Here is a 14,692-nt window from a genome sequence, read left to right as displayed (position 1 = left end):
TTTTAACATTTTATTAAACACCTAATCGTTAGAAAAGTCATTTATTAATGGGGAAGATGATATAGTAAATGTTTTTTTGAGGTTGTTAATGTGGCAATAGCATCCGTTGCATGTAGACAAACAAAAGTGGGGATTCTCCTTCGTTTCTTATTCGCTTCGACTAGAACGCGAAGCGCTGCTATTCATGTTCCTTCGCGTCTTAGTCACCCTAACTTATATCCAAACTTCTTTATAAAAGCTTTCCTTCAAAAACAATTTGTTGTTTTGCAACTTCCACCTCTGTTTTACCGTTTTTTTTCACTTCTTTTAAAATCGGCTCCTCCATCCTCCGCACAGGTACATATCCTTCTGCTCTCATACGGTTAAGGCAGTCATCGATTGTTTCTCCATCTTCTACGTAGAATTTCTGTTTTGCTCTTTTCTTCGACATACTTAAGCTCACTCCCTTACTTTATGCTACCATGAAAAGACTTAACTAGTAGTGGTAATTGTTACAGTCCGCTCGCTTTTACCACATAGTAAACTACGATATCTGCTCAGTCAACGTAGTGTCTACTTTGCTGTGAGCGGCTAGGACCTCTACCAACCTGTTTTTTTTGGAAATCTCGCTTCCTCATATGTGATATTGTGGTAAAATATACAATAATATCTTTTGATAGATACTTACGTTTTATGATTTTAACATGAATGAAAGGGAGGAAGTAAGGATGAAGGCTAAAATTGTTTTTTTTCTACTAACGATGGTCGTTTTACATGGGCTCGTCCTGTTCATAAGTAGCACAATTCCTTTGTACCATTGGACAGACCTTGCCACAACAATTAGTATTGTTGCTTTCGGTATCATTTTCTTTTTTTCATTACAGGGAGACGCTGCTTCCTGGCAAGTTGACATGGAAGAAAAGACATTCAATGATAGCTCTCACACATTTAAGCATGAAGCACTCGGAATTATCTTTAATCCTATTCTTTTAGGATCTGGAATTTACCTGCTAGTTAGCTTTTCCTTCCCATATTTCTTTCATTAAGCGGAGCAACGGTCTCCCATTATCAAAGCTAAATCTATATTGATAAGTAGTTCCGTTTAGCGTGAGAAAACTAAAAATTATACAAAACGAGACTTTTTCACATAGTGAATTTGTCTTGTTTTTTATCATAATAATGCTTGCTACAGTCCGGTTTGACCATATCATATAAAGTAAACCCGTTATTATATCGAGGAACTCCTACTTCTTTTTTACTCAATCTCTTGATTTGTTAGCCACTTTAATGCTTCCTCTTCTTTCGGAATTCTTACAAGCAATAATATAGACCCATTAAGAACAGTAAAGACTACAGCAGTGATCCATGCTTGAAACAGAATAGGGAGAGTTAGTAATTCAATTGCCACGATCCAATAGTTTGGATGATTCACCCATTGATATGGACCTTTCCTCACTAGTTTTTCACCAGGCAATACAATGATTTTCGTGTTCCAATATCGCCCGAGGGAGGTCAACGCCCATATTCGTCCCACCTGCGCTGTTAAAAATAAACTTATAATGACGGGCCACCGGGGGATTAATTCTCCCCCTGTTATCACTACTTCTCCTATAAGAAATAGAAAAAAGCCGCCATGCATGAGGACAATCCACTTATAATGATCTTGCCCAAACTCCACAGCTCCTCGCCCCTTCATCCATCTTTCATTACGTTTTGCTATCCATAATTCAAATCCCCTTTGTACAATAATCAGCACAATGACTACCCAAAATATGAACATCACACTTCCCTCCACTTTAACTGTATTAATTCGGAGCTAAAGCCTGGTCCTAGTGTTGTCATTAAACCAATATCCCCATCCTCAGGTGCTGATTCCATGAATTTTTTTAGCACATACAGGACTGTTGGGGAAGACATATTTCCATTTTCTTTTAAAACTTGACGGGGAATATCTGTCATCTCAGGTGTGAAATCCAAAGCTTGTTCATATGCTTCCAACACTTTTTTTCCACCAGGGTGTGCAACAAAATGTTTAATATCTCTTAACTCTATACCCTGTTTCTCTAAGAATTGCTCCACATTAGGTTTCAACCATTCTTTAATGACGTTTGGAATATCCCGTGAGAAGATGACTTGAAGACCTTCATTTGTAACGTCCCACCCCATGACATCCTCCGATTGCGGCATGAGCGTTGATTGAACCCCTTTTATAAATGGAAGCGCCCCTTTTGCAAGAGAGTCCTTTTTCAGTACATCATCACCAACTACTAGCGCACAAGCAACCCCATCAGCAAATAAGGAGGTTCCAACTAAATTGCTTTTTCTAACGTCATTCCGCTGAAAGGTGAGACTACAGAGTTCACTGCACAAGACTAACACCTTAGCATTTGGATATGCCATACAGTATTCATAAGCTCTCGCAATTCCCGCCCCTCCCCCAGCACAACCAAGCCCCCATATTGGAATGCGCTTTGTGTTTGGCGAGAATGGAAGAACATTCATTATTTTGGCATCGACGGTAGGAGTTGAAAGTCCAGAACTTGATATATAAAAAATCGCGTCAATATCAGCTGGATCAAGCATTTTCTGTAAAAATTCTTTATTACCTAAACAAGTCTGAACTGCTTCTACTCCTAAGTTCACCGACTCTTGTATATAGAGGTCATTTTTCTCTTTAAAGGAATGGTCCTGTTCAAACCATTCCTTAGGTACGACGAAATTTCTCTTTTCAATTTGACCATTATCAAATATTTTTAAGAGCCTATCAATATCTTGGAAAGGTTCTTTAAAGAGTTCCCTAACGACATTTTCTGTGTCTTTTTGATCTATTGTATACGGTGGTATTTCTGTGCTGACGGATACAATTGCAGGCATGATATGTTACCTCCAGTAACTTTTTTCAATAGTTACCAGTATTTTTCCTCATGAAAGGAATTTTATCCCAACGAATTAAATATGTAGAAGCCTCTCTTTTTTTAAAACAAAGTAATGGATTCACTTCTTTTATATAATAAATCCAACTGTCATCAATAAAAATAAGCAGTGCTCCCACAAGGACAATCAACAAAGCATATAATATATATTTGATTATCTTCATGCCCCTATTAATCTCACTTCATTTTTGAGAAACAAGCATGAGCCTTTCATCATGGAGAATGGGTGCCAAACGTTCTCATATGCCTTTTCATATTCAGCTACAGGAAGAGCTTCATAAAACGGCGATAAAAACACTCTAGGTCTTCTTAATATAAGCCGCCCACCAACACTCATAGAATGTAGCATACGTTGATAGACTGCCCTTTGGGGAGTTACTTGCATTGCAACATGAACGACAGTATATTTGCTAACATTATAGACTAACCCATCTACACACTCTAATGTAACCTTGGTGTCAAGATTCCACTTTAATATAAAGTTTCTAGCCTTTTCCATGACACACTTATCATAATCAATTACTGTCACTTGTGCCCCAGTTTTTTCTGCGATTAAGCATGCTGTAAATGGAGTAGAACCTCCACCAATACAAACGACTTTATCCTCGGATGTGATGTTAGCCAAGGCGATTTCTTTCTCAATTACATGGTCATAGTATAAAGAAGCTACTCTCTGACAAATACCTGATTTACACAACAGTTTCTCACACGTTCTCGTACAATAAGGAATCATTAAAGTAGCCCTCCAAATAAACGAAGTAATTGGTTGACTAATCCCCCGACTAGAAACGCTAATATAATTGTGGCTGCAGTTATCGTTGCAGCTATGCGGATTCGAAATTCTTTTATCAAAACAAAAAACACACTCATACAAGGTAAATATAATAAGGCAATAAGAGCTCCAACAAACATTTGGTTAACTGTAAGGTCCATTCCAAGGAGTGGGAGAACGGCAAGCTCCCTTCTGATCACCCCTAATACGAGAGCGACACTTGCTTCTGGAGGAAGACCCAACCAAGATACTACTACTGGCTCTAGTATCACGCTAAAATAATTTAGTACACCTGTTTCAATTGTTAATGCAGCAACAAGAATCCCTATAATCATTGGGATTTCAGCTTCTATCATAAAGTGTTTCGTTCTCATCCATACTTTTCTCCAAAGGGCTTGTTTACTAGGCATTAGAAGGTTCGGAACTTCTATTAACGTCGGTTCTAAAACTCCTGAAATTTTCCTATTAAGGATCGTTCCACTAATAAACATAATAAAGAAAGATACAAGGAATATTGCAAATAATAATAGGATTGAGTGATCTCCTAATAAAGCAATAAATGCCCCTGTCTGAGCAATACAAGGAACTGCAAGGGTCACTAAAGAAGCGATGATAATACGCTCTTTTCTACTTGAAGAAGCTCTTGTCCCAATGATTGCAGGTACTGCGCACCCATAGCCCATTGTTACAGGAATGACACTACCTCCATGTAAACCTATTTTCTTAAACACGCCATCTATTAAAACTCCTAATCTAGGCAGATAACCACTATCCTCTAATATTGAGAGAACGATATAAAATAAGATGACATAAGGTAAGATGAGGGCAAAGGGCCATTCAATCCCTTTGATTAATACACCAAATTCTCCTACTAAAATTTGATAGATCATAGACTCATCACTCACTAGCAATCCAGCCAAACTCTCCACAAATGGAACGTAATAATTATTTAGCAATGGAAGAAGAAGGACAGCACGAATAGCTTTTCCAACTCCAACAACAAATCCGAGTGACAAAATAACAACTATTAATGCAATTGGCACCCCTGTTAATGGTTGTAATGTCCACTTTTCCCATCGGTCTATCTTGCTTGGCTGCGGTTCTATCCTTTCCTGTACACTTTCAGCAATATAAGAGATCTCCTCTATAGATGTGGTGAAACTAGCATTTATACTGTATGGATAAGAACCTGGATCTTTCAAATACTTCTTAATTAATAGAAACAGCCTTTGAAAACCTGCACGTCTTACTGCTACAGTTGGAATAACTGGAGCTTGAAGACGCTCTTCTAATTTTTTCTTATCGATCCTAATTCCTTTACGCTCTGCAATGTCACACATATTTAATAAATAGATAACAGGACATTGCTTCTTCCTTAATTCCAATCCAAGCTTTAAGTTTCTCTCGAGGTTCGTTGCATCTAGCACACAAACAACTAAATCTGTTTTTTCTTCATACATTTTTACTGCAGCCATTTCTGCTTCAGAAGTTGCATCAAGGGAATAGATACCAGGCACATCAATAACTTCTATATCATCTACGCCAATTAGGTTTCCTTTATATGCTGAGACTGTTGTACCTGCATAGTTTGCAGTCATTACTGCTTTATTCGTTAATGCAGAAAAGATGACACTTTTTCCCACATTAGGATTTCCCATTAACAACACTCTTTTTTTCCCGCTAAACTCTGTCATTCCAATTTCCTCACTATGGCATTTCATTCGTTCTTACCTCTTCAACCATAATTTGTTTTGCTAAAACATAATCAATGGCTAGCTCTCTAGATCCATTCGTTGCAACTACCAACGGTCCTTTCCAAGGAGATTTCATAACATAAGATAATTTACAACCTTTATGTACACCTAAACTATGTAATGCTGGGCATTCAGGTATTTGAATGACAGCGCATGTTTCACACTTTTTCAAGTCGTATAATGATTTCATTACGGCCACCACCTATTAATTGAAATTCATTCTCACTTAGAGTATACGTTGAGAATCATTCTCAAGTAAATGGAGTATAGTGTAAGTTCTGAAAACCTTCATATTGTGAAATTAATCACATTCATTGCGCTTATGGGGAATAGTTTCAATTGCTATGATCGGGAAGCTGTCCTTGAACTGCTCTTGTTTGGACAGTTTCATTTGATAAAAACGGGAAACTGTCCTTGAAACGACCTTCCTTGGACAGGTTCATTTGATAAAACTAGTAAACTGTCCTTGAACCGAACTCATTCTTAAAACAACTCACTCAACAATAAAAAACTCACCCGCATAAAAACGAGTGAGCTTCTGTTTTAATATAATTTTAGTGCCAAATAAAGTATGCAATGAACACGAAGAATAATCCGTACATGATAGGGTGAATTTCTTTCACACGACCTTTAGCAAGCATTGTGATTGGGTACATGACGAAACCTAATGCAATACCAGTTGCGATACTGTACGTTAATGGCATTGCAATCACTGTTAAGAATGCCGGAACAGCAATTTCGAATTTTTTCCATTCGATATTCCCTAACGCTCCAGCCATCATAATTCCGACAATGATTAATGCTGGTGCAGTTACATGCGATGTAACGACTACGAGTAATGGCGAGAATAACAAAGCAAGCAAGAACATCAAGCCCGTTACTAGGGAAGCGAAACCTGTTCTTGCACCTGCTGCAATCCCTGATGCAGATTCAACATATGCAGTAGTCGTAGATGTACCAAGAACTGCCCCTACAACAGTTGCAGATGAGTCCGCCAATAGAGCTTTCTGAGCACGTGGTAATTTATTGTCCTTAACTAACCCTGCTTGATTTGCAACACCATATAATGTTCCAGCTGTGTCAAAAAAGTCAACAAATAGAAACGTCAAAATAACAACAATCAAATTGATTGTGAAAATTTCAGAAAAAGATTGTTCTGCAAATGGCTGCAAAAATGCTCCAAATGTTGGTTCTAAACTAGGAATTGAAAAATCAATAATAGCACTTGGCATTGGGATAAGCTGAAAGATTACTCCAACCAGTGATGTGATAATCATTCCATAAAAAATACCACCGCGTAAACCTAAAGCAATTAGTATAGTTGTAATGACAACACCAAAAACTGCTAATAATGTAAGTCCATTCGTTAAATCACCAATTTGTACTAACGTATCTGGATTTGCCTCTACAATACCTGCTCCTTGAAGACCAATAAATGCAATAAACAACCCTATACCAGCTGCTGCTGCATATTTCAATTCTGCAGGAATTGCATTGATAATTAATTCTCGAATTCCAACTACAGTTATAATAATAAAGATAATACCTGAAATAAACACACCTAGTAAAGCTGTCTGCCAAGGAATTCCCATTCCAAGGACAACAGAAAAAGTGAAGAAAGCATTTAATCCCATACCTGGTGCAAGGGCGATAGGATAACGAGCGACAAGACCCATGATAATGGTACCAATTGCTGCTGCTAAAGCTGTCGCAACGTAGACAGCCCCTGAATCCATTCCTGCTGCGCTTAAGATATCAGGATTTACAAACAAAATATACGCCATCGCTAAGAAGGTTGTAATACCACCCATTATTTCTCTTTTGTAGTTAGTGCCTAATTCTTGAAACTGGAAATAACGATCCATCTCTTAAACTCTCCTTTTTAAAAATCATATTTTTTCAAAAACCTGAAACCTTATAGTCTTTCAAACTATAAAAAAACTCTGAACCAAATTCATTGGGCCCAGAGCTAAAGAGAGTAAATGTGACATAACGACGATATATAAAAAATAGCAATTAAATGTATCTGAAGCTATTTCCAAATCTATCATCATTCGTAGTCAAGCCATTTACGGTAGCTCGGTAGAAACTGTCGGGCCCTATCCCCGAAATTATACGAACATTAATCTTCTATGTTACTTACATTGTTCAGTTTACCAACGTGCCACCGTAATGTCAACCCTAAAAGCGAATATTAAAATTAAAATAGTGAATTTCGTTCGTCTTTTACAGTATTTTACTTATTCCCACTCGATTGTTGAAGGTGGCTTAGAAGTAATATCATAAACAACACGGTTTACGTGTTTCACTTCATTAACAATTCTAGTAGAGATTATTTCTAAAACATCATAAGGAATTCTCGCCCAATCAGATGTCATACCATCAATAGACGTTACTGCACGAATTCCAACTGTATAATCATATGTTCTAGCATCACCCATAACACCTACACTACGCATGTCAGGTAATGCAGTGAAATACTGCCAAATTTCACGATCTAATCCAGCCTTTTTAATTTCTGCACGTAAAATCGCATCAGATTCACGAACAATCTCTAATTTTTCTTCTGTAATTTCCCCTAACACACGAATTCCAAGTCCTGGGCCTGGGAAAGGCTGTCTCCAAACGATTTCATCTGGAAGTCCCAGCTCTGCCCCAACTTCTCGTACTTCATCTTTAAATAATGTGTTCAACGGCTCAATGAGTTCGAATTTCATATCTTCAGGAAGTCCACCTACGTTATGGTGTGACTTGATTGTTTGTGCTGTATCAGTTCCACTTTCAATAATATCCGTGTAAAGTGTTCCTTGTGCTAGGAAGTCTACCTCTTTAAGCTTTCCAGCCTCTTCTTCAAAAACATAGATGAATTCATTTCCAATGATCTTACGTTTTTGCTCAGGATCCTTCACACCCTCAAGTTTAGATAAGAACCTTTCCTGTGCATCAATTTTAATGACATTCATATCGAAGCCTTCAGAGAAAGTTTTCATAACACTATCCGCTTCCCCTTTACGCAACAAACCGTGATCAATGAACATACATACAAGCTGATCGCCGATAGCCTTATGAAGTAGTGCTGCAACAACAGATGAATCTACTCCACCACTTAATGCACAAAGGACTTTTCTATCTCCAACAAGTTGTTGTACTTTCTCCACTTCCATGTCAATAAAGTTTTCCATGGACCAATTACCTTGGCACTCACATACTTTATAAACAAAGTTCTTCAACATTTCATTTCCATACTCTGAATTTCTAACCTCTGGGTGAAATTGAACACCATATAGATTACGGCTTTCATCACTCATAGCAGCAACAGGACAAGAAACATTTGTCGCATCAACAGTAAAGCCTGCAGGTGGCGCTTTAACTAAATCACCATGACTCATCCAAACAGACTGCTGGTTAGCTAGTCCATCATAAAGCTTACTTTGATTCTCAATGTTTATCATTGCTTTCCCGTACTCACGATGATTTGCCGCTTCTACACTTCCTTCGAAGTGGTGAGTCATTAACTGCATACCATAACAGATTCCTAATACAGGAATTCCTAAGTCAAAAATACGCTCGTCACATTTTGGAGCACCTTCAGCATACACACTTCCTGGTCCACCTGAGAAGATGATCCCTCTTGGGTTCATTTCTTTAATTTCTTCCGCAGTAATTTTATGACTTAATAACTCACTAAATACTCCTAAATCACGAATTCGACGGGCAATTAACTGATTGTATTGACCACCAAAGTCCAGGACAATAATTTTCTCGCTGATTTCCTGCATTGTACATCCACCTTTACTAAATATATTCTTCCAATTTCTTTGTTACTTTTAAGTATGATCTTCCTGCCTTGTTTTTAAAGACAGTTACTAGAAAAAAAACTAGAAATCTCCCTCCGAAGACACGAAGGCAGAATTTCTAGTTGCATTACAAATACAAATAAACATCTGCCTTCATAGTCAGGTTGTTTACGGCAACCCGGTAGAAACTCTTAGGCCCTATTCCTAAGGATATATGAAGGAAATATAATAGTAAATTTTTCTCTATAAGCACGGAGATAATTTTATCAGTATAGTTTCGAAATGGTCAAGGGGATAGTTTATCCAATTGTTATTCCAACAAGGAATATATCATTTTTTCATCTTCCAAAGTGCAAAATTCCATTTGCACGGCTCCCCTGATAAAAGGTGTTGTTGGAACAACCTACATCTATCAATGTTTATTTAATGTCTTAATAATTTCTTCCCACTGGCTCTTTTGTTTCTTCCAGTCACCACTTGCCTCTTTTCCACCGTAGTACACTTTTTCATAGGCTTCTGTTAATTGTTGCATCGCCCTCAAACTTAGGACAAGATCAACCCGAGAAGCATATTCCCTAAGGGTTTCGCCCTCTCCACGAGGTAACCCTTCGTTTTCTAAAATCCAGAGTAATCGGTCATAAGCTGTCATGAATTTCTCATCTTTACCTAGCAGGTTATACTTCATGATAAAATATCTGTTCTGAAACTTGTTCTGATTTTGGTAAAAAAGCATGACCATAATCAGTATAACAATGGAGATAATTACATTTTTAGGTGTAAACCATTCCTCTGAAGTTGGTGTACCACCAGTACCAGGTGCCATTGCTTCTTCCGATTCTTCTAACATGTCGTCAAATTCAGGTAGTAAATCATCACGATCAGGAGTTTCTTCGTCTGACTCCTCTTCTTCAATACTACCTACATCAATCTCAAGATCCTCTTCTTCCTCTTCGTAAAACTCGACGTTATTACTAAAACCTTGAGTGGGCTCAAATGGAACCCAGCCTACCTCTGGAAAATAAACTTCTACCCAGGAGTGGGCATTGGAGTTAGATATTTCATATCTGTTCATCCCGCCACCAAGTTCTTCTATTTCCTCACCAGCAGTAAACCCCTTCACCCAACGTGTTGGAATCCCAACCGACCTTAGTAAAACAGCCATGGCAGTTGAATAGTTATCACAGTATCCATATTGCGTCTCGAATAAAAACTGATCCACATAATCTTGACCATCGTCAGGAATTGGTACATTTGCCGTTTCATACTCAAAGTCGTTTTCAGAAAAGAATTGTTCGACAGCTACAGCTTGATCGTAACGGTTATCATAATCAGCTATAATTTCTTCAGCAAGCTCCCCAACCCGTGCAGGCAAATCATCTGGAAGCTGTAAGTAGAGTTCCTGGATTCTTTCTGGATCCTCTCCAGTACTGTTCCTTAGATCATTCAATGAGAACATTGGATATTCATAATACAGTTGATACTCCTTTAGCATGACCCTCTCCTCTAAACGAGAGTACGACGTGATTTTTCCAGAGTTAGCGTCCGTCATAAATGTAAGGGGTAAATGGTCTTCCATATTAGCATTATCAACTTCCACATCAAAAGCTATAGAACCAACGTTGACATTTATCAATTGTCCCGGGTAGAAAAGGTGGTTAAATGAAACGTCTTCTTCCATCATGATCCTTACTTCCCGCTCCTCAACCTCCACTGAATCAAAGAACATGTAATAATCTACATTTCCTTCTTCAAAAAGGGAGGTAGACTCATATTCCAGCGGTTCTGATGTCCACCCATGTCCTGTATATTCATGTTTAGACTCCCCTCTCCAATAAGAAGAATCTGGTGCAATTGCGTAAAACACTGTATTGTGGTCTTGAATAAAACCACCACCAAGGCGCTCATCATCTTCACCATAACCCACACGATTGATGGAACCTGTACCACTACCACTTTCTCCGAGAACATATCTCTGCAACGTTGGAACTGGGTCACTCCATTGTGGCTCATATTTTGGTGCAGCATATCCGACAGCTGTAGCTATTAAGACCATAAAAATTAACGTATACATCCACGACGTCGAAATAAACGTACCACTTTTCCTTTTGATCGCTTTCTCTTCTTCCTGTACTTTCAACATGTGGAGTAAGGTTAGAATAAAGAATCCGATCACGATAATTCGGATAATTGCCATAGAAGCATCTACTGGTGTAAATGTATCTAGCACTGTAATGTAGATAACCGTTGATAGTAAAAAGAAAAAGATTTTTTTAGTATGAAAAATCCAAAAGTATAATAAATAACAAATTAACGCTAACAGCATGAATAATAAGAAGGTACGGAATGAATTTGTTAAAGAGGCAAGTTCCCAGCTAAATATAAGCTGAAAATTATAAATCACATCAGAAACAAAAATACGGAGTGTTTCCAAACCACCTTCTCGGCTAAAAAAGCTTTCCTGGGTGAAAATAAAATTTAAGCAAAAGATCGTCCCGACAAATAGTGCAGGAAGTGTAACTTTAAATGGGAAACGCAAATAGATTAGTACGGCGCTAAAAAATGCAAACCATACAAATACATCAATATGCCCTGTATCTGAAACCGTCGGAATTGGACGGAGCCATTCCCATAAAAGTAGAAATGCTAATACATATATAAATAAGTGTGTAATAGAGAATGATTGTTGTCCATTCAGTCGTTTCATCTAATCACCTGCACTTGCGTAGGTTGGTATTGCATGGTCCAAATTACTACCTGATAGAATGTAAGCTTCGGCACCATATCGCTTAAGTTGTTCAAATCGCTTTTCTTCCCATGCATCTGTTTTTTTCCCACGATCCATTAAACAGAAATACACATTTATTCTTCTAGATAGGTAGATTCTAACTCGTTCTAACATGTCGTCTGTTACTTCAGTTGAAACGATGATCATCGTGATGCCCTGCGGAATATGATCCTCATACTCCTTCAATGATGCTCCAAACTCTCCTTGGAAATCCGCCTCAATCTTAGATAAGTGTTTTACAATATTTTTTTGATGATCTGCACCAGCATCCATTGAAAATGCTTTACTTGTTTCCCCTATCGTCCAAAGGCTCATTTTCAAGTGTGTACGATTAGAAAGCATGACAATGGACGTTGCAAGCTCAATTGATTTTTCGTAAGCTTCTAGTGTTTGATAGTGATTATCAGGAAGGTGGTTGTTTAAAATCACTAAAAAGTTTTGACCGTAATGGTCCTCAAATTCCTTGGTCATTAACTTATTGGACCTTGCAGTGACTTTCCAATCAATACTCGTTAATTTATCTCCTGGAACATACTCCCTCGCTCCTGCAATTGATGTAACGTCTTCTACAAAATCAAGGGAGGACATATGTGTCTCAGCTTCATGCTTTTCATATGCCGACCAGTGTTCGATATTATGATAATTCGGGTACACGAGAACCGTTTCTTTCAAGGAAACGTACTTTTGTTTTTCAAACAAACCGAACATATCACTTGTTTCCAACCACACACCATGAAGCTCATATTCCCCACGCTTAATTTCAGGAATTTCATACGTGAACGTTATCTCCCGCTTCATCGTTGGGTAAAATATCATCTTGTTATGGTAACGGGGCATTTGCTTAAGTAGCTTTTGGTCAATATCATCAACCACTGATAAGTATAAAAATGGAAATGGCCATTTTCTCCTGATTGTCACCTTCACCTGCGTTATCGCACCTGCTAAAAGGACACCGTCACCAAATTCTCTCTCCGCCATAAAGCTCCCAAGGGGGATTAAAGCGTAAAGAAGCATTAGAACCACTAGTGTCATAATACTGTAGAATAAAAACCAGCTTACAAATCCACCTTGGAACATGGCATAGCTAAACAATGCAGCAAACAGCCCCAGGACGAATAGGCTTCTGAAAACTAGTTTTAGCCCGTACCAAATCTGTTTTTTCCTGCTCATCTTGCAGTCTCATTCCCAACAGGAATTGATACCTGATCAATCACATCTTGAACAATCCGTTCATTCGTTTGATTCGAAAGCTTTGCATCTGAATTAAGAAGAATTCGGTGCTGCAAAGTGTATGGCGCCAAATACTTAACATCATCTGGCACGACAAAGTCACGTCCTTGGATATAAGCATAAGCTTGAGCAGCCTTCATCAATGCGATGGAGGCACGTGGACTTGCACCTAAATAAACAGATTGATGCTTTCTTGTAGAATTTACTAGGTTGATAATATATCTTTTCACTGTTTCATCCACATAGACATCAACAACCTTCTTCTGCATTTCCACTAAGTTTGCTAATGTAAGAACAGGTTTAATACCCTCAATTGGGTGCTTCTTTTCAACACGATTTAATACATCTAATTCTTCCTGTTTTGTTGGATACCCTATTTTAAACTTAAACAAGAATCTATCTAATTGCGCTTCAGGTAATGGGTATGTTCCCCCATATTCAATTGGGTTTTGCGTAGCCATGACGAAGAAAGGAGAATCAAGTTCCCGCGTTTGTCCGTCAGTTGTAACACTGCCCTCTTCTAAAGCCTCTAATAAAGCTGCTTGTGTTTTAGGAGAAGTCCTGTTAATTTCGTCTGCAAGAACAACATTTGCCATGATAGGACCTGGTCTAAATTGAAACTCCATTGTCTTTTGGTTAAAAACAGAAACACCTGTTACGTCAGATGGTAGCAAATCTGGTGTAAACTGAATTCGTTTAAAGTTCGCACCTAATGACTTTGCGATCGCCCTCACCAGCATCGTTTTTCCTACTCCAGGGACATCTTCTAACAAAACATGCCCACCGCTTAAGAGTGCAATGACACTTAATTCAATTTCTTTTCGTTTCCCAACTACTACTTTTTCTACATTCTCTATCATGCTAGCTACCTGTGGCTCTCTCACCACAGATTGTTCTGAACGACTCCTCAAGACAACGCCCTCCTTTGTATTTACAAACCAATAAGGTTAACTTATATATTATTACTACATAATATCGGCATCCTATCAATCTATTTATCTGATAGTTGCATAAGCCTATCATAACATGAACAATGCAGAAAAATGAGTTAATTTGTCCGTATTTTTTTTGAAAAAACAACTTTTTTTACCAAATTACTATAATGATTTTTCAAAGTGGAATGGTTGATTTCGGTTAGGGGTGAGGTGGTGTGGACTTTTTCATTTTTGGGGGAATGATGTTTTTGGTGCGGGGCACGGACATTTTCTATTCTTTGGGGAATGATGTTCTGGGTAGCGCAGCACGGACAGTTTCTATTCTTCAGCTGCAAATGAGTACCTGTTATGCATGACTTATTGCTTTGCTTGGACAGGTTTTACCTCTAAATTTAGAAAACTGTCTTTGATACTCGATTCCTTGGACAGTTCTCACCTCAAACTCTAGTAAACTGTCCTTGATACTCGTTTCCTTGGACTGTTTTCACCTCAAATTCTAGTAAACTG

At 38.1% G+C, this 14,692-nt stretch carries 13 protein-coding genes and 2 riboswitches; of the genes, 1 reads left to right on the top strand and 12 read right to left on the bottom strand.

Going from position 1 to position 14,692, the window contains the following annotated elements; all coding sequences use genetic code 11:
- Window positions 1-229: 229 nt before the first annotated feature.
- The gene (locus BW724_RS01965) at window positions 230-430 is read right to left on the bottom strand and encodes an NETI motif-containing protein (RefSeq protein WP_088073424.1); all 201 of its coding nucleotides are present in this window, start codon (window positions 428-430) and stop codon (window positions 230-232) included.
- A gap of 277 nt (window positions 431-707) precedes the next feature.
- Here BW724_RS01965 and BW724_RS01960 point away from each other — a divergent pair, with 277 nt between their 5' ends.
- Entirely contained in the window at window positions 708-1,025 is a 318-nt protein-coding gene (locus tag BW724_RS01960) for a hypothetical protein (protein ID WP_088073423.1), read from the top strand.
- Window positions 1,026-1,234: 209 nt separating this feature from the next.
- Here the strand turns inward: BW724_RS01960 and BW724_RS01955 are convergent, their stop codons facing one another.
- From BW724_RS01955 to BW724_RS01905, 11 genes are all read right to left on the bottom strand, one after another.
- Window positions 1,235-1,759, bottom strand: coding sequence for an isoprenylcysteine carboxyl methyltransferase family protein (locus BW724_RS01955; protein WP_088073422.1), 525 nt, complete (start codon window positions 1,757-1,759; stop codon window positions 1,235-1,237).
- Complete coding sequence (locus BW724_RS01950) at window positions 1,759-2,853, bottom strand: type III polyketide synthase (protein ID WP_088073421.1); 1,095 nt, start codon at window positions 2,851-2,853, stop codon at window positions 1,759-1,761. The genes BW724_RS01955 and BW724_RS01950 overlap by 1 nt, the downstream gene beginning before the upstream one ends.
- A gap of 25 nt (window positions 2,854-2,878) precedes the next feature.
- Complete coding sequence (locus BW724_RS01945; RefSeq protein ID WP_088073420.1) at window positions 2,879-3,076, bottom strand: hypothetical protein; 198 nt, start codon at window positions 3,074-3,076, stop codon at window positions 2,879-2,881.
- Entirely contained in the window at window positions 3,073-3,645 is a 573-nt protein-coding gene (locus BW724_RS01940; protein ID WP_088073419.1) for a class I SAM-dependent methyltransferase, read from the bottom strand. Before BW724_RS01940 ends, BW724_RS01945 begins: the two co-directional genes overlap by 4 nt.
- The gene (locus BW724_RS01935) at window positions 3,645-5,405 is read right to left on the bottom strand and encodes a ferrous iron transporter B (protein WP_088073418.1); all 1,761 of its coding nucleotides are present in this window, start codon (window positions 5,403-5,405) and stop codon (window positions 3,645-3,647) included. The genes BW724_RS01940 and BW724_RS01935 overlap by 1 nt, the downstream gene beginning before the upstream one ends.
- A complete protein-coding gene (locus BW724_RS01930) occupies window positions 5,392-5,628 on the bottom strand; it encodes a FeoA family protein (protein WP_088073417.1) in 237 nt (78 codons plus the stop codon). The genes BW724_RS01935 and BW724_RS01930 overlap by 14 nt, the downstream gene beginning before the upstream one ends.
- A gap of 364 nt (window positions 5,629-5,992) precedes the next feature.
- Window positions 5,993-7,303 (bottom strand): NCS2 family permease, encoded by a 1,311-nt coding sequence (locus BW724_RS01925; RefSeq protein WP_088073416.1) that lies wholly within the window; start codon window positions 7,301-7,303, stop codon window positions 5,993-5,995.
- Between the two features lie 172 nt (window positions 7,304-7,475).
- Window positions 7,476-7,577: riboswitch (purine riboswitch) on the bottom strand.
- A gap of 101 nt (window positions 7,578-7,678) precedes the next feature.
- Window positions 7,679-9,217 (bottom strand): glutamine-hydrolyzing GMP synthase, encoded by a 1,539-nt coding sequence (guaA, locus tag BW724_RS01920; RefSeq protein WP_088073415.1) that lies wholly within the window; start codon window positions 9,215-9,217, stop codon window positions 7,679-7,681.
- A 154-nt stretch (window positions 9,218-9,371) separates the two neighbouring features.
- Window positions 9,372-9,473, bottom strand: a riboswitch (purine riboswitch).
- 174 nt (window positions 9,474-9,647) lie between these two features.
- Window positions 9,648-11,939 (bottom strand): DUF4129 domain-containing transglutaminase family protein, encoded by a 2,292-nt coding sequence (locus tag BW724_RS01915; RefSeq protein ID WP_088073414.1) that lies wholly within the window; start codon window positions 11,937-11,939, stop codon window positions 9,648-9,650.
- Window positions 11,940-13,190, bottom strand: a complete 1,251-nt coding sequence (locus tag BW724_RS01910; protein ID WP_088073413.1) for a DUF58 domain-containing protein — start codon at window positions 13,188-13,190, stop codon at window positions 11,940-11,942.
- Entirely contained in the window at window positions 13,187-14,110 is a 924-nt protein-coding gene (locus BW724_RS01905) for an AAA family ATPase (RefSeq protein ID WP_088077600.1), read from the bottom strand. Before BW724_RS01905 ends, BW724_RS01910 begins: the two co-directional genes overlap by 4 nt.
- Window positions 14,111-14,692: the final 582 nt, after the last annotated feature.

The organism is Litchfieldia alkalitelluris (assembly GCF_002153425.1).
In the GTDB taxonomy this organism is placed as follows: Bacteria; Bacillota; Bacilli; order Bacillales; family Salisediminibacteriaceae; genus Evansella; species Evansella alkalicola.
Note: the sequence above shows the minus strand (reverse complement) of the source record. Positions and strands in the feature narration are given on the sequence as shown.

Excerpts from the sequence above, each read along its gene's own strand:
- BW724_RS01965 (WP_088073424.1), bottom strand. The coding sequence starts at position 430 with ATGTCGAAGAAAAGAGCAAAACAGAAATTCTACGTAGAAGATGGAGAA.
- BW724_RS01960 (WP_088073423.1), top strand. The coding sequence starts at position 708 with ATGAAGGCTAAAATTGTTTTTTTTCTACTAACGATGGTCGTTTTACAT.
- BW724_RS01955 (WP_088073422.1), bottom strand. The coding sequence starts at position 1,759 with ATGTTCATATTTTGGGTAGTCATTGTGCTGATTATTGTACAAAGGGGA.
- BW724_RS01950 (WP_088073421.1), bottom strand. The coding sequence starts at position 2,853 with ATGCCTGCAATTGTATCCGTCAGCACAGAAATACCACCGTATACAATA.
- BW724_RS01945 (WP_088073420.1), bottom strand. The coding sequence starts at position 3,076 with ATGAAGATAATCAAATATATATTATATGCTTTGTTGATTGTCCTTGTG.
- BW724_RS01940 (WP_088073419.1), bottom strand. The coding sequence starts at position 3,645 with ATGATTCCTTATTGTACGAGAACGTGTGAGAAACTGTTGTGTAAATCA.
- BW724_RS01935 (WP_088073418.1), bottom strand. The coding sequence starts at position 5,405 with ATGAAATGCCATAGTGAGGAAATTGGAATGACAGAGTTTAGCGGGAAA.
- BW724_RS01930 (WP_088073417.1), bottom strand. The coding sequence starts at position 5,628 with ATGAAATCATTATACGACTTGAAAAAGTGTGAAACATGCGCTGTCATT.
- BW724_RS01925 (WP_088073416.1), bottom strand. The coding sequence starts at position 7,303 with ATGGATCGTTATTTCCAGTTTCAAGAATTAGGCACTAACTACAAAAGA.
- guaA (WP_088073415.1), bottom strand. The coding sequence starts at position 9,217 with ATGCAGGAAATCAGCGAGAAAATTATTGTCCTGGACTTTGGTGGTCAA.
- BW724_RS01915 (WP_088073414.1), bottom strand. The coding sequence starts at position 11,939 with ATGAAACGACTGAATGGACAACAATCATTCTCTATTACACACTTATTT.
- BW724_RS01910 (WP_088073413.1), bottom strand. The coding sequence starts at position 13,190 with ATGAGCAGGAAAAAACAGATTTGGTACGGGCTAAAACTAGTTTTCAGA.
- BW724_RS01905 (WP_088077600.1), bottom strand. The coding sequence starts at position 14,110 with ATGATAGAGAATGTAGAAAAAGTAGTAGTTGGGAAACGAAAAGAAATT.